At 58.0% G+C, this 19,414-nt stretch carries 16 protein-coding genes and 2 tRNA genes; 5 read left to right on the top strand and 13 right to left on the bottom strand.

The window, feature by feature from the left end; all coding sequences use genetic code 11:
* Window positions 1–15 precede the first annotated feature (15 nt).
* From GM655_RS14025 to GM655_RS13985, 9 genes are all read right to left on the bottom strand, one after another.
* Window positions 16–363 carry an integration host factor subunit alpha gene (locus GM655_RS14025; protein ID WP_155435261.1) on the bottom strand — a complete coding sequence of 116 codons (348 nt, stop codon included), beginning with the start codon at window positions 361–363 and terminating at the stop codon, window positions 16–18.
* 152 nt (window positions 364–515) lie between these two features.
* Window positions 516–2,966: a phenylalanine--tRNA ligase subunit beta gene (pheT, locus tag GM655_RS14020; protein ID WP_155435260.1), complete on the bottom strand. Its 2,451-nt coding sequence runs from the start codon at window positions 2,964–2,966 to the stop codon at window positions 516–518.
* Between the two features lie 72 nt (window positions 2,967–3,038).
* A complete protein-coding gene (gene pheS, locus GM655_RS14015) occupies window positions 3,039–4,058 on the bottom strand; it encodes a phenylalanine--tRNA ligase subunit alpha (RefSeq protein WP_155435259.1) in 1,020 nt (339 codons plus the stop codon).
* Between the two features lie 103 nt (window positions 4,059–4,161).
* A complete protein-coding gene (gene rplT / locus GM655_RS14010; protein ID WP_008449404.1) occupies window positions 4,162–4,521 on the bottom strand; it encodes a 50S ribosomal protein L20 in 360 nt (119 codons plus the stop codon).
* 23 nt (window positions 4,522–4,544) lie between these two features.
* Window positions 4,545–4,742 carry a 50S ribosomal protein L35 gene (gene rpmI / locus GM655_RS14005; protein WP_057262756.1) on the bottom strand — a complete coding sequence of 66 codons (198 nt, stop codon included), beginning with the start codon at window positions 4,740–4,742 and terminating at the stop codon, window positions 4,545–4,547.
* A gap of 230 nt (window positions 4,743–4,972) precedes the next feature.
* Window positions 4,973–5,500, bottom strand: coding sequence for a translation initiation factor IF-3 (infC, locus tag GM655_RS14000; RefSeq protein WP_371866824.1), 528 nt, complete (start codon window positions 5,498–5,500; stop codon window positions 4,973–4,975).
* 31 nt (window positions 5,501–5,531) lie between these two features.
* Window positions 5,532–7,439: a threonine--tRNA ligase gene (thrS, locus tag GM655_RS13995; protein WP_155435257.1), complete on the bottom strand. Its 1,908-nt coding sequence runs from the start codon at window positions 7,437–7,439 to the stop codon at window positions 5,532–5,534.
* Between the two features lie 190 nt (window positions 7,440–7,629).
* Window positions 7,630–7,706 (bottom strand) — tRNA-Val (locus tag GM655_RS13990).
* 58 nt (window positions 7,707–7,764) lie between these two features.
* Window positions 7,765–7,841 (bottom strand) — tRNA-Val (locus tag GM655_RS13985).
* A gap of 177 nt (window positions 7,842–8,018) precedes the next feature.
* Between GM655_RS13985 and GM655_RS13980 the strand changes: the two genes are divergently transcribed.
* Complete coding sequence (locus GM655_RS13980; RefSeq protein WP_155435256.1) at window positions 8,019–8,960, top strand: cation diffusion facilitator family transporter; 942 nt, start codon at window positions 8,019–8,021, stop codon at window positions 8,958–8,960.
* Window positions 8,953–9,594, top strand: coding sequence for a CatA-like O-acetyltransferase (locus GM655_RS13975; protein ID WP_155435255.1), 642 nt, complete (start codon window positions 8,953–8,955; stop codon window positions 9,592–9,594). Before GM655_RS13980 ends, GM655_RS13975 begins: the two co-directional genes overlap by 8 nt.
* Window positions 9,595–9,709: 115 nt before the next feature.
* Here the strand turns inward: GM655_RS13975 and GM655_RS13970 are convergent, their stop codons facing one another.
* From GM655_RS13970 to GM655_RS13960, 3 genes are all read right to left on the bottom strand, one after another.
* Window positions 9,710–11,965 carry a RelA/SpoT family protein gene (locus GM655_RS13970; RefSeq protein WP_155435254.1) on the bottom strand — a complete coding sequence of 752 codons (2,256 nt, stop codon included), beginning with the start codon at window positions 11,963–11,965 and terminating at the stop codon, window positions 9,710–9,712.
* A 7-nt stretch (window positions 11,966–11,972) separates the two neighbouring features.
* Entirely contained in the window at window positions 11,973–12,323 is a 351-nt protein-coding gene (locus GM655_RS13965) for a RidA family protein (protein WP_155435253.1), read from the bottom strand.
* 70 nt (window positions 12,324–12,393) lie between these two features.
* Window positions 12,394–13,272, bottom strand: a complete 879-nt coding sequence (locus GM655_RS13960; RefSeq protein ID WP_155435252.1) for an alpha/beta fold hydrolase — start codon at window positions 13,270–13,272, stop codon at window positions 12,394–12,396.
* 132 nt (window positions 13,273–13,404) lie between these two features.
* Here GM655_RS13960 and GM655_RS13955 point away from each other — a divergent pair, with 132 nt between their 5' ends.
* The 3 genes from GM655_RS13955 to GM655_RS13945 all read left to right on the top strand — a co-directional run bounded on the left by GM655_RS13955 (window position 13,405) and on the right by GM655_RS13945 (window position 18,682).
* Window positions 13,405–14,199 carry a 3-hydroxybutyrate dehydrogenase gene (locus GM655_RS13955; protein WP_155435251.1) on the top strand — a complete coding sequence of 265 codons (795 nt, stop codon included), beginning with the start codon at window positions 13,405–13,407 and terminating at the stop codon, window positions 14,197–14,199.
* A gap of 233 nt (window positions 14,200–14,432) precedes the next feature.
* On the top strand, window positions 14,433–17,270 hold the full coding sequence (locus GM655_RS13950; RefSeq protein ID WP_155435250.1) for a PEP-CTERM sorting domain-containing protein: 2,838 nt from the start codon (window positions 14,433–14,435) through the stop codon (window positions 17,268–17,270).
* Window positions 17,271–17,380: 110 nt separating this feature from the next.
* The gene (locus tag GM655_RS13945; protein ID WP_371866810.1) at window positions 17,381–18,682 is read left to right on the top strand and encodes a dicarboxylate/amino acid:cation symporter; all 1,302 of its coding nucleotides are present in this window, start codon (window positions 17,381–17,383) and stop codon (window positions 18,680–18,682) included.
* A gap of 64 nt (window positions 18,683–18,746) precedes the next feature.
* On the opposite strand, the gene GM655_RS13940 is transcribed toward GM655_RS13945, so the two are convergent.
* Window positions 18,747–19,397, bottom strand: coding sequence for a CoA transferase subunit B (locus GM655_RS13940; protein ID WP_155435249.1), 651 nt, complete (start codon window positions 19,395–19,397; stop codon window positions 18,747–18,749).
* Window positions 19,398–19,414 lie beyond the last annotated feature (17 nt).

The following is a 19,414-nucleotide window of genomic DNA, read 5'->3' as shown; positions in this document are numbered from 1 at the left end:
CGACTTAGCTCCCGTTCAGGCGACACGTGCCGCCGGATTGCTCTCTTCCACCATGCCTTTGAGCTTCTGGCTGGCGTGGAAAGTCACGACGCGCCGCGCCGTGATAGGAATTTCTTCGCCCGTCTTGGGGTTACGGCCCGGACGCTGCGGCTTGTCACGCAACTGGAAGTTACCAAAACCGGACAGCTTCACCGCTTCACCACGTTCGAGCGCATTGCGGATCTCGTCAAAGAAGGTCTCCACCATGTCTTTGGCTTCACGCTTGTTCAAGCCCACCTGTTCGAACAGCAGTTCGGCCAGTTCCGCCTTGGTCAGCGTCGGCAAATCTTTTTCAGCATCCTGACGTACTTTGGCAACCTGCATGGCGCGATGCAGATCGGCAGCCAGCGCGGACTGCAGTACGGCGGAATCGACGTCGTTGTTATTAATTTTACTGCCCTGCCTTCTCTAATAACGAATGAGTCCGGCATTAGCCGGACTCCCGAGTATACAAAACGCTCAGTGATGCGCCCGTATCAGGTGCGCAGACGTGCGCCATGTTTCTGCTTGGCGGCGTCGCCCAGCGCCGTCATAACGGCCTCGACCACGTCATCCTGCAGCGTGTTTTGAGTATCTTGCAAGCTAAAGCGGAAAGCAAGCGATTTTTCGTCCGCTTCCAGCCCTTTACCACGATATTCATCAAACAAAACAATGGCTTGCACAATCTTTCCGTGTGGACTTGTTGCCAAAACATCATTGAAGGCATCCTGCAGATCCTGTGCCGGAACGTCCTGTTTGACCACCACGGCCAGATCGCGCGTGGCGCCAGGGAACTTGGAAATTTCCGCGTACACCGGCAGATTGCGTTGCTGCAGCGCCTCAGCGTCGACTTCGAACACTACGGGTGCTTGCGGCAGCTCATATTTCTGCAGCCAGCGCGGGTGCAGTTCGCCGATGAAGCCGATGACTTTGCCATCCAGCAACACATTGGCCGAGCGGCCCGGATGCAGGGCCGGATGTTCGGCTTTGACGAAGCGCAGCGTCAGCGGCGCAAACAGATGCTCGAGATCGGCTTTCAGGTCAAAGAAATCGACATGGCGGTTTTCCAAACCCCACTGCTCGTCGGCCACGTGGCCATAAGCCATGGCAGCGACGCGTTTAGGCTGGTGGTAACCGGCCACGGTCAGCGCGCCATCGCTCACGCTGTCGTCGCGCAGGTAGATGGCACCCACTTCAAACAGACGCACACGGTTGGTCTTGCGGTTCAGGTTGTAGCGCACATTGCTGACCAGACTGCCGATCAGATTGGTACGCATCACGCTCATCTGGCTGGCGATCGGGTTCTGCAGACGGATAGGCTGATCATTGCCGGCAAAATCCTGCTCCCATGCCGCTTCCACGAAGCTCATGTTGACCACTTCCTGGAAGCCCAGATCGGCCAGTTGATGACGCACGGCGAACAGCGAACGCGTGTTTTCCGGCGCGATGATCATGGTGTTGGCCGCCACTGGCGCCACTGCAGGAATATTCTCGAAACCATACACGCGTGCCACTTCTTCGATCAGATCTTCTTCGATCTCGATGTCGAAACGGTAGCTAGGCGCCGTCACGGAGAACACGCCATGGTCGTTGCTGCCGTCGGCAGCTGCTGCCAGCGAGAACGGCAGACCCAGGCGGGTGAAGATATCCGCCACCATCTGGTCGTTGACGGCCACGCCGATCACCTTGCGCGCGCGCGCCGTGCGCATCTGCACGGGCTTGGCGGCTGGCACGTTGACGATCTGGTCGTCCACCGGACCCACTTGCGTGGTCGGGGTGCCGCAGATTTCGATCAGCAGCGAAGTAATGCGCTCGATGTGTTCTACCGTCGTCGCATGGTCCACGCCACGCTCAAAACGGTGTGCTGCATCGGTCGAGAAGTTGTACTTGCGCGCACGGCCCTGTATCGCGTTAGGCCACCAGAAGGCCGCTTCCAGATAGATCGATTCGGTTTCTAGCGAGACAGCCGTCGCGTCGCCGCCCATGATGCCGGCCAGCGATTCGATTTCCTTGTCGTCGGCGATCACGCCCACCCATTCATCGATGTTGATGGTGTTACCGTTCAACAGCTTGAGGGTTTCACCAGCCTTGCCCCAGCGTACATTCAAGCCGCCGTGGATTTTGGCCAGATCGAATACGTGGGTAGGACGACCCAGTTCCAGCATGACATAGTTGGAAATATCCACCAGTGCCGAAACGGAGCGCTGGCCGCTGCGCTCGAGGCGCTGCTTCATCCACGCTGGCGTAGCGGCCTTGGCGTTCAGATTGCGGATCACGCGACCCGAGAAACGGCCGCACAGATCCGGTGCCGAGATTTTCACTGGCAGCACTTCGGCACTGTTGACTGCGACAGGACGGAAAGTCGGTGCCTGCAGCGGCACGCCCGTCAGGGCCGACACTTCGCGCGCCACACCCAGTACCGACAGGCAGTCCGCCTTGTTCGGGGTCAGCTTGATGGTGAACTTCAGATCGTTGAGTGCGTAGTAGTCGCGGAAGTTCTTGCCGACCGGCGCATCGTCCGGCAGTTCCAGCAGACCACTGCCCTCTTCCGACAGCTTGAGCTCCTTGGCCGAGCACAGCATGCCTTGCGATTCCACACCGCGCAACTGGCCTACCTTGATTTCGAATGGCTTGCCATCGGCGCCCGGTGGCAGCACGGCACCGGCCATGGCGCACACTACTTTCAGGCCCGGACGCACGTTCGGCGCGCCGCACACGATGTTGAGCAGCGTGCCCGTGCCCACGTCCACCTGACACACGTTCAGACGGTCGGCATTCGGGTGCTTGGCCATTTCGCGCACGTGACCGACCACCACATTGGAAAACGGTGGCGCCACCGCTTCGACTTCTTCCACTTCCAGACCGGACATGGTCAGCATGTGGGCCAGTTCGTCCGAAGTCATCTTCGGATCGACCATGGTACGGAGCCAGTTTTCAGAGAATTGCATAATCAAGCCTTCAAAGAGAGTCCGACGGGAGCGCAGCCAGCAAACAGGGGCGCGCTCGACCGACTTGAGGATTTAGTTGAACTGCTTCAGGAAGCGCAGATCGCCTTCGTAGAACAGACGCAGATCGTTCACGCCGTAACGCAGCATGGTCAGACGTTCCAGACCGGAGCCGAAAGCGAAGCCTATGTATTTTTCCGGGTCCAGACCAAAATTGCGCACCACCGATGGGTGCACCTGACCCGAGCCGGAAATTTCCAGCCAGCGGCCTTTGAGCGGACCGGAACCGAAAGCGATGTCGATCTCGGCCGAAGGTTCGGTGAACGGGAAGTACGAAGGACGGAAGCGCACTTGCAGATCGTCCGTCTCGAAGAAGGCTTTGACGAAGTTCAGGTACACGCCCTTCAGATCGGCAAAGCTGATGTTCTCGGCAATCCACAGACCTTCGACCTGATGGAACATCGGCGAGTGGGTGGCATCGCTATCGACACGGTAAGTACGGCCCGGTGCGATCACCTTGATCGGAGGCGTATGGCTACGCGCATAACGCACCTGCATAGGGCTGGTGTGGGTACGCAGCAGCAGCGGCTTGCCGGTCGTGTCATTGCCTTCGATGTAGAAGGTATCCTGCATGGAACGGGCTGGATGGTTTTCCGGGCTGTTCAGCGCCGTGAAGTTGGTCCAGTCGTTTTCGATTTCGGGGCCGTCGGCCACTTCGAAACCGATGGAACGGAAGATCGCTTCGACGCGCTCCCAGGTGCGCATCACCGGATGCAGACCACCGCCGGCGCGGCCGCGGCCTGGCAGGGAAACGTCGATCGCCTCGGCGTTGAGGCGCGCTTGCATCTGGGCTTCGGCCAGCGCGTCGCGCCGGGCCGTCAGCGCCGCTTCGATCTGCCCTTTGGCAGCGTTGATCAGGGCGCCCTGCGCCTTGCGTGCTTCAGGGTCGAGCTTGCCCAACCCTTTCATCAATTCGGTAATCTGGCCAGTCTTGCCCAGATATTTGGCTTTAGCATTTTCCAGTGCGGCGGCGTCATCTTGCGCGGCCATGAAATCCTGCACTGCTGAGGCGACGAGTTGTTCCAGGGAGTCCATGCGTTTTTCTTATCCTCAATCAAAAACGGGGCACAGGTATCTCACCTTGCCCCGTTCTCTCGGCTGCCGCGTTGCCGCAGCAGCTAGTTTAAATCAATGCGTATTAGGCAGCGATTTTAGCTTTCACAGCGTTGACAATCGCAGCGAATGCTGGCTTGTCCATCACTGCCATATCGGCCAGGACTTTACGGTCCAGTTCGATCGAAGCTTTCTTCAGACCGTTCATGAATACGCTGTAGGTAACGCCATGCTCACGGGAAGCAGCGTTAATACGGGCGATCCACAGACGACGGAAGACGCGCTTCTTGTTACGACGGTCACGGTAAGCGTACTGGCCAGCGCGCATAACTGCTTGCTTGGCAATACGATATACCTTGCTACGACGACCGCGGTAGCCTTTGGCCAGGTTCAGTACTTTTTTATGACGGGCACGAGCTGTAACCCCACGTTTTACTCTAGGCATAGTAACTCCTTAACAGTGTGAGATTAAGCGGATGGCATCATACGCAGTACGGACGTTACATCCGAAGCGTTGATGTTGCGAGTGCCGCGCAGTTGACGTTTGTTTTTGGTGGTTTTTTTGGTCAGGATGTGGCGTTTGAAAGCCATACCCGATTTAACAGTACCACCTGGACGCACGCGAAAACGTTTTTTCGCGGAGCTTTTGGTTTTCATTTTTGGCATAGTAATCTACCCCTTCGGGTAGCTCCATATCAAACAGGATTGCAGGTGGTAACTACGTTACGCTTAGATGCCTGCTTTCACTTGTTTTTGCAGCAGATGCGAGTCCACTACATTTACTACAGCCGGACATTATAGACCAGTTATAGCAATAGCGCAGCAAAAAATTCGGGGCTGGAGCAAGTTTTCTAAAAAACCTGCTCCAGCCCCGCCTTTGCTTTCAGCCTGAGGGCTTACTTTTTCTTCTTAGGTGCCAGCACCATAATCATCTGACGGCCTTCCATTTTCGGGAACTGCTCGACCTGACCATGCGGCTCCAGATCAGCTTTCAGACGTTCCAGCATACGGAAGCCAATATCCTGGTGCGCCATTTCACGACCGCGGAAGCGCAGCGTGATCTTGGTCTTGTCGCCATCTTCGAGGAACTTGATCAGATTGCGCAGCTTGATATTGTAGTCGCCGTCATCAGTACCCGGACGGAATTTGACTTCCTTCACGGAGATGACTTTCTGCTTCAATTTCGCTTCGTGAGCCTTCTTCTGCTCCGAATACTTGAACTTGCCGTAGTCCATCAAACGGCAAACCGGCGGGACCGCAGTAGGTGCGATCTCGACCAGGTCGACGTTTGCCTCTTCCGCCAGGCGGAAGGCTTCGGCCAGACTCACGATACCGAGCGGCTCGTTATCGACCCCGGTTAAACGCATTTCAGGGTGAGTGATTTCGCCATTGATGCGATGCGACTTGTCAGTAGCTATGGTGATTCCTTTTAATGTCTGATGAAATGCTGCGCGCTTAGGCCTTGTTGGCGACGTCTTGCTGGAGTCGCTCGATCAGGGCTTCGACGGACATGACGCCCAGATCGACATTACCCCGTGCCCGCACAGCTACGGTATTAGCGTCCCGTTCTTTGTCGCCTACAACCAGAATGTAAGGCAGTTTTTGGACGGAATGTTCGCGTATTTTATAGGTAATTTTCTCGTTGCGCAAATCGGTCTGCACGCGGAACCCGCACCGGCGCAGCTTTTCAGCCACTTGTGCCACATATTCGGCCTGCGCATCGGAGATGTTCAGCACCGAAACTTGAACTGGCGACAGCCAGGTTGGCAGCGCGCCCGCATAGTTTTCGATCAGGATGCCAATGAAGCGCTCCATCGAGCCGACGATCGCACGGTGCAGCATGACCGGCACCTGACGGCTGTTGTCGGCGGCCACATATTCGGCACCCAGACGCTCAGGCATGAAGAAGTCCACCTGCATCGTGCCCACCTGCCATGGACGGCCCAGCGAATCCTTCAGGTGGTACTCGATCTTGGGACCGTAGAACGCCCCCTCGCCCGGCAGCTCGGTCCACGTCACGCCACAAGCGCGCAGGCCGGAGCGCAGCGCTTCTTCCGCTTCGTTCCAGATTTCGTCGGTACCGATACGGTTATCGGGACGCAGAGCCAGCTTGACTTCGATGTTGTTGAAGTCGAAGTCCTTGTAGACTTCCATGGCCTGCGTGTGGAAAGCTACCACTTCCGGCTCGATCTGCTCTTCGGTACAGAAGATGTGACCGTCATCCTGGGTGAAGCCGCGCACGCGCATGATGCCGTGCAGCGCGCCCGAAGGCTCGTTGCGGTGGCACTGGCCGAACTCGCCGTAGCGCAGTGGCAGATCGCGGTACGAGCGCATATTGCTGTTGAAGATCTGCACGTGACCCGGGCAATTCATAGGCTTGAGTGCGTAGGAACGGTTTTCCGATTCCGTCACGAACATGTTTTCGCGGTAGTTATCCCAGTGGCCGGTCTTGCCCCACAGGCTGGAATCGAGAATCTGCGGCGCTTTGACTTCCTGATAGCCGTTCACCTGATACTTGTTGCGCATGTACTGTTCCACCTGCTGCCAGATGGTCCAGCCTTTCGGATGCCAGAACACCAGACCCGGCGCTTCATCCTGGAAGTGGAAGAAGTCGAGCTGCTTGCCCAGTTTGCGGTGGTCGCGTTTTTCCGCTTCTTCTAGCTGGAACAGGTATTGTTCCTGATCTTCTTTCTTGGTCCATGCCGTGCCGTAGACACGCTGCAGCATTTCATTCTTGCTGTCGCCGCGCCAGTAGGCACCGGCCAGCTTCATCAGCTTGAACACTTTGAGCTTGCCCGTCGATGGCACGTGCGGGCCGCGGCACAGGTCGGTGAAATTGCCTTCCGTGTACAGCGACACATCCTGATCAGCCGGAATCGATGCGATGATCTCGGCCTTGTAGGCTTCGCCAATGGATTTAAAGTAAGCCACAGCTTCGTCGCGTGGCAGCACTTTGCGGGTGACTGGCTCGTCTTTCTTGGCCAGTTCCGTCATTTTCTTTTCGATCGCCACCAGATCGTCCGGCGTGAACGGGCGCTTGTAGGAGAAGTCGTAGTAGAAGCCGTTGTCGATCACAGGGCCGATGGTTACTTGCGCATCAGGGAACAGTTCCTTGACGGCATAGGCCAGCAAGTGGGCGGTCGAGTGACGTATCACTTCCAGACCTTCCGGATCCTTGTCGGTGATGATGGCCAGATCGGCGTCCTGTTCGATCAGGAACGAGGTATCCACCACTTTGCCATTGACCTTACCGGCCAGCGCGGCTTTCGCCAGACTGGTGGCGATGCTGCCCGCCACTTGAGCCACGGTTACCGGGCCGTCGAATTGACGGGACGAACCATCAGGAAGGCGAATTGAAAGCATAGTGATCTCCATTACGGCGCACAGGCCAGGGTGTCAATGAATTAAAAAATACGGACGAAAAAAAAACGCGGACTAGCCGCGTTTTCTCTTTTTTTGAGCAAAAGGATCCCGTTCGACTAGCGTCACTCACCAATACTGGTAGTAGTTCGCGGTGTCATAACCGGATTGCCTTTCTCGCTCTTACATGTTCTGGTGGGCGGTGCAGAATTCGAATCTGCGACCCCTTGGATGTCGACCAAGTATTCTAACCAGCTGAACTAACCGCCCGAGGTACTGCTATCGTTATAGTGATTTACTGCTTGCTCCACTACCTACTACTTAATTCTGGTGGGCGGTGCAGAATTCGAATCTGCGACCCCTTGGATGTCGACCAAGTATTCTAACCAGCTGAACTAACCGCCCGAAGACCAGCATTATAGAGAGCGATGCGAAGAAACACAAGGGCATGGATGCGAAACATTTACAGAAAGCACTATCTTGCTGATTTGACTGCGTGTTGGGGACATAACAGGCCGCCGCAGCGGCAGGAAACCGCGTGATCCATTAAACTACGGTTTTCCCTACACTCCGCCTCAACCCATGCCCCAGAATTCCGTGGCTGGCAGCCAGCTGCCCGACTCCCCTTCCGCCCACCTGCATGCGCACCGCGATGGCGACGCGCTGCACGTCCACTTTACCGAGCAGCGCAGCCAGTCCGTGCTCGCATGGTCGCTGGTGCTGACGCTGGGCTTCGCTGTCGTCGAAGTGGTGACAGGCTTTATCTCGAATTCGCTGGCGCTGATTTCCGATGCAGGCCATATGGTGACGGATGCCGCCGCACTGGGGCTGGCCCTGCTGGCCCAGATGATCGCCAAGCGCCCGCCGTCGGCACGCAACTCGTTCGGCTTTGGCCGCGCCGAAGCGCTGGCCGCCTTCGTCAACAGTCTGGTGCTGCTGGTACTGGTGGGCTGGATCGTGGTGGAAGCCGTGCACCGCTTCTCGCAGCCAGAACAGGTACAGGGCGCCATGGTCACGGTGGTCGCTGCCATCGGCCTGCTGATCAATGTGGTGCTGGCCTACATCCTGTCTCGCGGCGAAAGCAATATGAATACGCGCGCCGCACTGGTCAACGTGATCGGTGACCTGCTCGGCTCCGTGGCCGCACTGGCGGCCGGTGCCGTCATCTATTACACGGGCTGGATGCAGATCGACCCGCTGCTGTCGATCTTCGTCGCCATGCTGATCCTCAAATCCACCTGGAGTGTGCTGCGCGAGTCCTACCACTTCCTGATGGAAGGCGTGCCCGAACATATCGACTATCTGCAAGTGGGCGCCGATCTGGGCCGCATCGATGGCGTGCTGTCCGTGCACGATCTGCACGTGTGGGATATGTCGCCCGGCCAGCCTGCCCTGATCGGCCATGTGGAAATCACCGACTTGTCGCGCTGGCCTGCCATCCTGCAGAATATTAAGACCATGCTGCTGGATAAGCATGGCATCGATCACATCACCCTGCAGGCAGAAGTCCCCCACGATGCATAATTTCGAGAAACGCCGTGACCGCTACAACGGTTACACCCAGTTCGCCAACCCGCTGATCAACCTGAGCTTCACGCTGACCGTGCCGGATCTGCGGCCCTACTGCAAAGCGCAGCAACTGCCACCGTTCCACGTATTCCTGTATTGCGTGCTGCGCGCCGTGGCCAGCATCGACAATTTCATGTACCGCGAGCTCGATGGCAAAGTGATCCGCATCAAGGACTTCATGGCCTCGTACACGGTACTCAATAGCGACAATAATCTGAATTTCGCCCGCTTCGACATGACGGACGATCTGGCGCTGTTCGTGGAACGCAGTCTGGCGGCGAAAAAAGTGGCAGAAGCCAGTGCAGAACTGATCAACACCAGCGCCGGTCTGAGCCCGCTCGACCACAAGCGCAATGTCTACATCACGTGCATGCCGTGGCTGGAACTGACGGCCATCGAGCACCCGATCTACCTGCACAAGACAGCCGACATTCCGGCTCTCGCCTGGGGTAAATTCGGCCCGCCGCAGGACGACGGCATGATGCGCCTGCCCTTATCGGTACAGGCCCACCACGGCTTTGCCGACGGCTACCACATCCACCTGCTGGGCGAGGCCATCAAAGCCCAGATCGGCGAGCTGATCGCCTGAAGATCAGCGCCGGCCCTGTCGCCGCTCAAGCTCTGGGGTCAGGTCGGGCATTGGTGCAGAGTCCGCCACCCAGATTTCAGGCGAGCTGTGCACCAATGCCCGACCTGACCCCAAGTTAGGCGCGGCGCGCTTCCTGCACGCCGCTCACTTCCGTAATCGCAGTCAAGGCTTTTTGTAGCTGGGCGGTGGCGCCGATTTCGGCCGTGAAAGTCATGCGCGCGAAACCCTTGGCGCTCTGGGTGTTTACCCCGATCACATTGATTTTCTCGCGCGAGAATATCTCCGAGATATCACGCAGCAAGCCTTGACGGTCACCTGCCAGTATGAAGATATCGACCGGATACACGGTATCGGCGGCCGTGCGTCCCCATTCCGTAACGATCACGCGCTCCGGCGCCTGCGCCCGCATTTCGGCAAAGTTCTTGCACGTCGCGCGGTGGATGGACACGCCTTTGCCGCGCGTGACGAAACCGACGATGCCATCCGGCGGCGCCGGCTTGCAGCATTTGGCTAGCTGCGTCATCAAGCCGTCCGTGCCCACCACCAGCACGCCCGACTTGGCGCCCTGCTCCACACTGGAAGCACGGCTGCGATTGAGCACCACGGCATCTTCCGGCTCGGCCGCTTCGCCCGTGTCGTTGAGCGCCTGCTCAACCTGACGCAGACTGAATTCATCCTTGCCCACCGAAAGGAACAGATCGTCCACCTTGGCGAAGCCCAGCTTGTTGGCCAGCGCTTCCAGATTGACGGCCGTCTTGCCTTCGCGCTGCAAGGTCTTTTCCACCATGGCGCGGCCATCGGACAGCGTCTGCTGCATATCGATGGCATGGAACCAGGCGCGGATCTTGGAGCGCGTGCGCGTCGCTACCGTGTAATCGTTATTCAGCCAGTCGCGCGAAGGCCCGGCTGTACCGGGCGCGCCTTTGGCCGTGATAATTTCGCAGGTCTGGCCGTTTTTCAGCGGCGTATTCAGCGGTACCATCACATTGTCCACGCGCGCACCACGGCAGCGGTGGCCCACATCCGTATGCAGGTGATAGGCAAAGTCCACCGGCGTGGCGCCGACCGGCAGTTCCAGCACGCGCGCCTGCGGCGTCAGCACGAAAATGCGGTCGTCGAGCGCAGCCGATTTGAGCTTTTCCACCCATTCGCGCTGCTGCTGTTCTTCCTGTCCCACCACGGCGTCGGCCACGTCGGTTTTCCACGCCAGCAGTTGGCGCAGCCAGGCGATCTTCTCGTCGTACTTCTGGCCCTGGAAATTGGAACCGCCTTCTTCCTTGTAGCGCCAGTGCGCTGCCACGCCATATTCAGCGAAATTGTGCATTTCCTGCGTACGGATCTGCACTTCCAGCGGCCGGCCATCTTCTGCCGTCACGACCGTGTGCAGCGACTGGTAACCATTCGGCTTCGGACGGGAGATATAGTCGTCGAACTCTTTCGGGATCGGCGTCCAGATATTGTGCACCACGCCCAGCACCGTGTAGCAGGTCTTGACGTCGGCCACGATCACACGGAAGGCGCGCACATCGTACAGATCCGTGAAGTCCAGCTCCTTGCCCTTCATCTTGTTCCAGATGGAGTAGATGTGCTTGGGCCGGCCGAACACGTCGGCCTGTATGCCGGCCGCCGCCATTTCCGACTGCAGGCGTGCGATCGCCGAGGTCACGAAGCCCTCGCGCATCATGCGCTTCTCTTCCAGCATCTTGGCGATACGCTTGTAGGTATCGGGCTCGATGAAGCGGAACGACAGGTCTTCCAGCTCCCACTTGAGCTGCCAGATCCCCAGACGGTTGGCCAGCGGCGCATACAGGTCCAGCGTTTCGCGCCCGTAGGCACTGGTCATCTCGTTGAACAGCTTGATCTCAGCGAAGTAGCGCAAGGTGGTCACGCAGGAGGCCAACCGCACCAGCACGACGCGCATATCCGAAGCCATGGCCAACAGCATCTTGCGCAGGGTTTCCACCTGCGCCACGGCCTGCTGCGCGGCATTGCGGCCACGCGCCGCGGCACTCGATTCTTTCTGCCCCAGCGTCAATTCGCGCAGGCGAATCAGCTGGCGCACGCCGGACGCCAGGTCGCACACATCCTTGCCGAAACGCGGCTCGATCAGCGGCGCATGGGCCGGATCGAGCAAGGTCAGCTCGAACATCAGACCGGCAATCCGCGTTTCGACGTCGGTACGCATGAAAGCCAGCGTACTGGCCACACCCACGGCGAAGTCGAACGCGGCCTGCCCTGAGCTACATATCCGTTCGCCGTAAGCGTCGCTGGCATAATCCAGAGCTGCCAGCATGCGGGCGCCGTCATCGACGGACAAGCCCTGCACCAGATGTTCCGAGGTGGCGCTGGTGATGGCGGTGGTGGAAACCATGGGACTCCTAGCGCTGTGCGGCGATGACGACGATCTCGACGCGCCAGTCCGGATCGGCCAGCTTGGCCTCCACCGTCGCGCGCGGCGGCGTGTGGCCCTGCGCCACCCAGGCATCCCACACTTCATTCATGCCGGCGAAATCGGCCAGATCGGCGATATATATCTGGCAGCTCAGGATGCAGGTCTTGTCGCTGCCCGCTTCGGCCAGCAGCCGATCGATATGGGCTAGCACTTCGCGCGTCTGGCCTTGGATATCCAGGGTCTTGTCGTCGGCGATCTGACCGGCCAGATACACGGTGCCGTTATGAATAGCTACTTCGGACAGGCGTTTGCCCACATGCAGTCGTTTGATTTCCATACTCATCTTCTTCGTGGTAATACCAGTATGCGAACATACTATTGATTCTTTAAATGCTAATTAGTGCAGATCAGCCCAGCAGGAACTTGCGCACGATGGCGATCTGGTCGTCATGCACAAAGGTCGGCGCATGGCCCACCCCGGGAATTTCCACCAGCTTGGCGCACGGGCCGCGCTGGCCCATCTGTTGCGCCGTTTCAGCCGACAGCAGATCGGACTCGGCACCACGGATCAACAGCGTTTCGCAGCGGATCGCATCGTAGGCCGCCCACAGCGCCGCCTGATCGGCATCCACCGATTCCGGCGTAGCCGAGCGGAACGGTTGCGCCAGCCCCATATCGTAGTGGCGCACCCACTTGCCATCCTTATCTTGACGGAGCACATCCTGTGCCAGCTTGTGCCACTCAGCTTCCGTGTGCGGACCGAAGGTCACGGAAACATCACGGATGAACTGGGCCGCTTCTTCGAAAGTATCGAAACGCATGTCCTGACCGATGTAATCGCCGATGCGCTGCAGCGCTGCCGGTGCCAGCACCGGACCGATGTCGTTCAGTATCAGCTTGCCGATAGGATTGCCGGGCAGAGAAGCCAGCCCCAGACCGATCAGGCCGCCCATCGAAGTGCCAAACCAGTCCACCTTGGCTGCACCATGATCGGGCAAAACGCGCGCCAGCAAGGTGACGATGTCGCTAACATATTGGGGAATCCGGTATAACTGGGGGTTGAGCAGGCGGCCCGAGCGGCCACGGCCGACGATATCGGGCGCGATCACGCGGTAATCGGCGGCGAGCGCCTGCGCCATGGCATCAAAATCGTCGGAAACACGGGTCACGCCGTGCACACATAACAACACACGGGGATTATCGGCATCGCCCCATTCCTTGTAGGCCATGGTATGCAGACCAGCCATCGAGATGCATTGAACAGACTTTATTTTTGCTTCGAACATGCGGCTTCCTTCATGATTTTTATTCGATTTATGTAATGATGTTCTGAATTAACATTTTACTGGGCAATGCGCTTAAAATCCTACACAAGTGTAGCGCAGCGCGACTTTAATCTCCAACCCTGCAGAGGAACTATGGCAAACAAGACTTTGAGCGGCAAAACGGCACTGGTGACGGGATCGACTTCCGGTATCGGGCTCGGTATCGCACGCACGCTGGCAGCGGAAGGTGCCAGCGTCCTGCTGAACGGTTTCGGCGATGCGGCGGAAATCGCCAAACTGCAGGCGGATCTGGCGGCAGAATTCGGCGTTGAGGTGGAATACCACAACGCTGACATGTCGAAACCTGAACAGATCGAAGCCATGATGGCCTATGCCGGCGAAAAATTTGGCGGCGTGGACATTCTGGTCAACAACGCCGGCATACAGTATGTCGCCAATGTGGAAGACTTCCCCGTCGAGAAATGGGATGCCATCCTCGCCATCAATCTGAGCTCGGCTTTTCACACCACCCGTCTGGCGCTGCCACACATGCGCGCCAACAACTGGGGCCGCATCATCAATCTGGCCTCCGTGCACGGACTGGTCGCCTCGGCCGGCAAATCGGCCTATGTGGCGGCCAAGCACGGCCTGATCGGCTTGACCAAGGCCACCGCACTGGAAACGGCCACGACCGGCATCACGGCCAACGCCATCTGCCCGGGATGGGTACTGACCCCGCTAGTGCAGAAGCAGGTCGATGACCGTGCCGCCAAGGAAGGCATTAGCAATGAGGCCGCCAAGAAAGCCCTGCTGGCGGACAAACAGCCGTCGCACGAATTCGTCACCCCAGAAGAACTAGGCGCCATGGCCTTGTTCTTATGCAGCGATGCAGCTCGCCAAGTGCGCGGCGTCGCATGGAATATGGATGGCGGCTGGGTGGCGCAATAACTAGCATGCGCGTATCGTTGCGCTTGCCGGAAAGTACAGCCGAGCGCCCTGCACACGCGAGTTGACAGGGCCTTTAACGTCACGCCTGCAGCCCTGTCAGCACAAACTATCAAAAATTAAGTTACCACAAAGGCTAGATTTAAAGATAATTTATGATGATTATCTGATAATTAGAGGGTAAAATTTCCGAAAAATTGATTGCGTATCAATTATCAATACAATAAGGAACCCCTATGAACGCCTCTGGCAAACGTTTCGCCACCCCACGCCCTCTCTATCGCGCATTGCTTGCCGCCGGTCTGGTTTTTCCCGGATTAAACGCTGCGGCCGCCACCGCAACTTGGATCGGTAGTCTTAATGGCTGCTCGGCTTATTTAAGTTGTGGTGCAAGCTGGCTGAACGGAATCCGGCCGCGCGACATGGATAACCTGATTTTCAACAGCCGCTACAGTGGCACCATCTATAACGACGGCCTGACTCAGACCGGCTCCATCACATTCGCCGAAAACTCACAAGCGCTGACGCTGACAGGCTCGGTGCTAATTACGAGCGCAACTATTGCCAATCGCAGCGCCTATCAGCAAACGCTGAACATGCCGCTTTACTTCCTCAATCTTAACCCTGGCTCAAATACCTATCGCACCGTCGATGGCGGCGCTGCAGGACTGGTGTTAGGTAACGCCAACATCCATAATTTTAATGGGCTGAATATATCGGGCAAAGTGACCTTTGATCAGCTACAGTCCAATCAGGTCAGCGCTACCAACCTAAAAGTTAACGCCAATGCGGAACTGACGGCAAAACTGATGCCTTCGGCGCGTATCGCACTCAACCTCCAAAGCAAGAACGCCAAGTTCAACAACCTGTATGCCCTAACAGCCATGCAAGAAACCCTGATCGAACTTGATGCGGGGGCCAGCTTTATTGATCAGGGCAACACAGGCGTCAACCAATTCGGTACCCTCGATGGGAACGGGGGCAAACAGGTCATTACTCTCGATGGTGGAGCGCAGTGGCTGTCCAGCCGCGACATGCGTATCAGCCCGGCTTTCAACAGCCAGGGAAATACCCTACGCCTCTCGAATAATTCATATATGCGCACCGGAAACTTTAGCTTCGATGCCGGCGCTTCCGATAGCAAGATCGACCTGTTCAATTCCACTTTGCAGATTAACGGCGACATGCAGCACGGTGGCCAGGTCACCACGACCATCACGGACGGCCAGCTCTTGGTGGCAGGCCGCCTGAGTGCAGCCCGAGGCAGCGAAATACGACTTTATGGCGGCAAGCTCAGCGCTGCATCATATGACATTCAAGGTGACTTTCACTGGCAAAATGGCACACTGGCTTATACCGGCATCGATGGGACCCGTCTTGGCGAGGGCTTGCTTGATTCCAATTTAACGCTCAGCCAAGGCTGGCGCGGACTTGAAGTCAGCGGTACGCTGGTGGTAGGCGCTGGTACCAGTCTCGATGCGCGCGACGACATGCTGACCACCGGCAAACTGGCGCTGCGTGGCGGCACTCTGCTCCTGTCGGACCAGGCGCTCGCTAGAAACACCATCGAATGGTCGGCTGGCAGCTTGACCCTGACGGGCAAAGGAAATGTCGCTACCAGCCAACTACTTGGCAGTAAGGCGGTCTTGAATCAGGGCGATAGCATTCGGACTGCCGGCACGCTGATCATCGATGCCGGCAGCTCGCTCAGCGTCAATGGCGGCATGCTCAACGCAAACCAGATCATGGTCAATGGCGGCGCATTCTCCTTGCTAAACGAAAGCAGCGTGCCAGGCGCACTGACCTATAACAGCGGTGCACTGACGCTGGGTTCACTGGCAGGGGCCAGTCTAGGTGGGGCCTACCTGAAAAATAATCTTCAGTTGATGCAGGGCGACCAGCTAACGGTCACCCATAATCTGGCGATCGGCAAGGGCAGCAGCCTGACCGTCAATGGCGGCCAGTTGCGGGCCGGCACGCTGGTGCTGGATGGCGGCACTCTGACGGCGCACCAGGATCTCGGCAAGCAAAATCTGCTCTGGAAAAGTGGCAACATCTACCTCGCAGGCAACGCTGGCGCCACGCTGGGAAGCGGGCTGTTCAGCAGCCGTACAGTCGTACTGGACCGTGACCGCGGCCTGGAAGTCGCTAGCACCTTAACCGTAGGACGCGGCGCAAACCTGGTACTGGACGGCGGTCATTTTAAAACTGGCGCGCTAGCACTAGAAGGTGGTCGCGTAATCGGCGCGCTCGATCTGAACGCCATACAGTCCCTGCAGGGCTACGGCATGGTTAGCGGTGCCATCAGCGGTGATGCCCAGACCCGTATCAGCGCACGAGGCGGAACGCTGATGCTGGGTGACGCCTTCGACAGCAAGGGCTATGCTTTCCAAGGCACGCTGGAAGTGGGCAAAAATCAGGTCTGGCTGTTTAATGATGGTAAAGCCAGTCTCGGTACCCTGACGACGATGGAAGATGGCGGACAACTGTACAGCAATGCGGGGCTCATGCTCGAACAAGGAAATCGTCTTGTCAGCACCGGCAACACCAGCATCTACGGCCAGTTCGAAAACAATGGCAGCGTCACTAGCAATGGCGGCACGCTGAGCTTCTACGACAATGTGACGGGCACGGGCAGTTTCTCCGGCCAGACCCTGTTCCGCGCCGGCTACAATCCGGGCGCCAACGGGCAGCGCGCTGTGATCAGTTTTGCCGGCGGTTCTGCCAGCTACGACAGCAATGCCATCCTGACCATGGACATACTCGGCAGCGGCAACGACCAGCTGAGCGGCATTTCGACACTGGACTTCAATGGTACGCTGCACCTTGTGTTTGCCGACCAGTATCAGTTTGCGCCGGGCAGCCAGATCAAGCTGTTCGATTTCCAGAACTTTAACGGCCAGTTTGATAGTGATCGCATCGTGGTGGAGGGTTATGACAAGCGCCAACTGGACTTCTCGCACCTCGGCAAGGATGGCATTATCAGCGTATCGGCCGTGCCGGAACCGGCCAGCTATGCGATGCTGCTCGGCGGCCTGGGCCTGCTAGCCTTGCGTCGCCGTAGAGCAGTCTGAGCCACACGGGCAATACGGGTTTTCACCAATACCTGTGAGGATTTCCACAATAGTGATGACAGTTATTTTCACGGATGATGAACGCTTAATTCTGAAGCGTGGAGACATCCGTGAAAAAACCATTCTATAAAATCCTGTACGTACAGGTGCTGTTCGCGATTGCCGTCGGTGTGCTGCTGGGTATGTACTACCCGAGCGACGCGGTCGCCATGAAACCTCTCGGCGATGGCTTCATCAAGCTCATCAAGATGGTCATCGCACCCGTGATTTTCTGCACGGTGGTATCCGGCATCGCCGGCATGCAGGACGTGAAGAAAATCGGCCGCGTGGGCGGCAAAGCCCTGCTGTATTTCGAAGTAGTCTCCACCTTCGCTCTCGTCATCGGCTTGTTCGTGGCCAATCTGATGCGCCCGGGCGCCGGCTTCAACGCCGATCCGGCTACGCTCGACACCAAGTCGATTGCCCAGTTCACGGAAAAAGCCAAACAGCAATCGACCATCGACTTCGTGATGAACATCATCCCGAACACCATCGTCGATGCTTTCGCTAAAGGCGATATCCTGCAAGTGCTGCTGATCGCCATCCTGTTCGGCTTCTCGCTGTCGCTGCTGGGCGAGCGCGGCAAACCAGTGGCCAAGCTGATCGATGAACTGGCCTCGGCCATCTTTGGCATGGTCGGCATGGTGATGAAGGCTGCGCCTATCGGTGCTTTCGGCGCCATGGCATTCACCATCGGTAAATACGGCATCGCTTCGCTGAAACCGCTGGCAGCACTGATGGGCTGCTTCTACCTGACCTGCGGCCTGTTCGTCTTCATCGTGCTGGGCGCGATTGCCCACTTCACCGGCTTCTCGATCTTCAAATTCCTGCGCTATATCCGTGAAGAACTGTTGATCGTGCTGGGCACCAGCTCGTCGGAAAGTGCGCTGCCTTCGCTGATTACCAAGCTGGAACGTCTGGGCTGCTCCAAATCCGTCGTGGGTCTGGTAGTCCCTACCGGTTACTCGTTCAATCTGGACGGCACCAACATCTATATGACCATGGCTGCCCTGTTCGTGGCTCAGGCTACCAACACCGATCTGACGCTGACGCAGGAACTGACCATCCTCGGCGTTGCCATGCTGACTTCGAAAGGCGCTTCCGGCATCACGGGTGCAGGCTTCATCACGCTGGCCGCGACGCTGGCCGTGGTACCGACCATCCCTGTGGCCGGCATGGCCCTGATCCTCGGCATCGACCGCTTCATGAGCGAATGCCGCGCCCTGACCAACTTCATCGGCAACGGTGTGGCCACGGTGGTGGTGTCGAACTGGGAACGCGAACTGGATCACGACACGCTGCACAAAGAGCTCAACAATCCCGGCTCGACCGTGACCGATCCTGATCTGATGCCGCTGCACCGCGCCCACTAAGCACGGCAGGCACAATAAAAAAGAGCACGCCGCGGCGTGCTCTTTTTGCATCTGCAGCGTAGGCTTACACGGCCGACAGATCGAGCGGCACGCCCGTGGCAGCCTGTATCTGTTCCTTGTTCACACCCGGTGCCAGTTCGAGCACTTTCAGGCCGGCCGGCGTCACTTCCAGCACACCCAGATCCGTCACGATCAGATCAACAACGCCCACACCCGTCAGCGGCAGATCGCACTGCTTGAGCAGCTTGTGCGAAGTGGAGCCATCCTTGGCCGTGGCCACGTGTTCCATCAGCACCACCACGCGTTTCACGCCGGCCACCAGATCCATGGCGCCGCCCATGCCTTTGACCATTTTGCCCGGGATCATCCAGTTGGCCAGATCGCCTTTTTCCGACACCTGCATGGCGCCCAGAATGGCCAGATTGATCTTGCCGCCACGGATCATGCCGAAGGAATCGGCCGAGCTGAAGTAGGCCGCACCGGGCAGCGCCGTCACGGTCTGCTTGCCGGCGTTGATCAGGTCCGCATCGACTGCATCATCGGTCGGGAACGGGCCGATACCGAGCAAGCCGTTTTCCGACTGCAGGAATACTTCCATCCCGGCCGGCACATAGTTGGCCACCAGCGTAGGCAGGCCGATGCCGAGGTTCACATAGAAACCGTCCTGCAGTTCCTTCGCCGCACGCGCGGCCATTTCATCACGAGTCCAAGCCATAGTTATCTCCGTTATTC

Source organism: Pseudoduganella danionis, from assembly GCF_009720775.1.
Lineage (GTDB): Bacteria > Pseudomonadota > Gammaproteobacteria > Burkholderiales > Burkholderiaceae_D > Rugamonas > Rugamonas danionis.
Note: the sequence above shows the minus strand (reverse complement) of the source record. Positions and strands in the feature narration are given on the sequence as shown.

Coding starts and splice junctions, on each gene's coding strand:
- pheT (WP_155435260.1), bottom strand. CDS start 2,966: ATGCAATTCTCTGAAAACTGGCTCCGTACCATGGTCGATCCGAAGATG.
- GM655_RS13940 (WP_155435249.1), bottom strand. CDS start 19,397: ATGGCTTGGACTCGTGATGAAATGGCCGCGCGTGCGGCGAAGGAACTG.
- GM655_RS13980 (WP_155435256.1), top strand. CDS start 8,019: ATGCCCCAGAATTCCGTGGCTGGCAGCCAGCTGCCCGACTCCCCTTCC.
- GM655_RS13970 (WP_155435254.1), bottom strand. CDS start 11,965: ATGGTTTCCACCACCGCCATCACCAGCGCCACCTCGGAACATCTGGTG.
- pheS (WP_155435259.1), bottom strand. CDS start 4,058: ATGGACTCCCTGGAACAACTCGTCGCCTCAGCAGTGCAGGATTTCATG.
- GM655_RS13975 (WP_155435255.1), top strand. CDS start 8,953: ATGCATAATTTCGAGAAACGCCGTGACCGCTACAACGGTTACACCCAG.
- rpmI (WP_057262756.1), bottom strand. CDS start 4,742: ATGCCAAAAATGAAAACCAAAAGCTCCGCGAAAAAACGTTTTCGCGTG.
- GM655_RS14025 (WP_155435261.1), bottom strand. CDS start 363: ATGCAGGTTGCCAAAGTACGTCAGGATGCTGAAAAAGATTTGCCGACG.
- GM655_RS13960 (WP_155435252.1), bottom strand. CDS start 13,272: ATGTTCGAAGCAAAAATAAAGTCTGTTCAATGCATCTCGATGGCTGGT.
- thrS (WP_155435257.1), bottom strand. CDS start 7,439: ATGCTTTCAATTCGCCTTCCTGATGGTTCGTCCCGTCAATTCGACGGC.
- rplT (WP_008449404.1), bottom strand. CDS start 4,521: ATGCCTAGAGTAAAACGTGGGGTTACAGCTCGTGCCCGTCATAAAAAA.
- GM655_RS13950 (WP_155435250.1), top strand. CDS start 14,433: ATGAACGCCTCTGGCAAACGTTTCGCCACCCCACGCCCTCTCTATCGC.
- GM655_RS13965 (WP_155435253.1), bottom strand. CDS start 12,323: ATGGAAATCAAACGACTGCATGTGGGCAAACGCCTGTCCGAAGTAGCT.
- GM655_RS13955 (WP_155435251.1), top strand. CDS start 13,405: ATGGCAAACAAGACTTTGAGCGGCAAAACGGCACTGGTGACGGGATCG.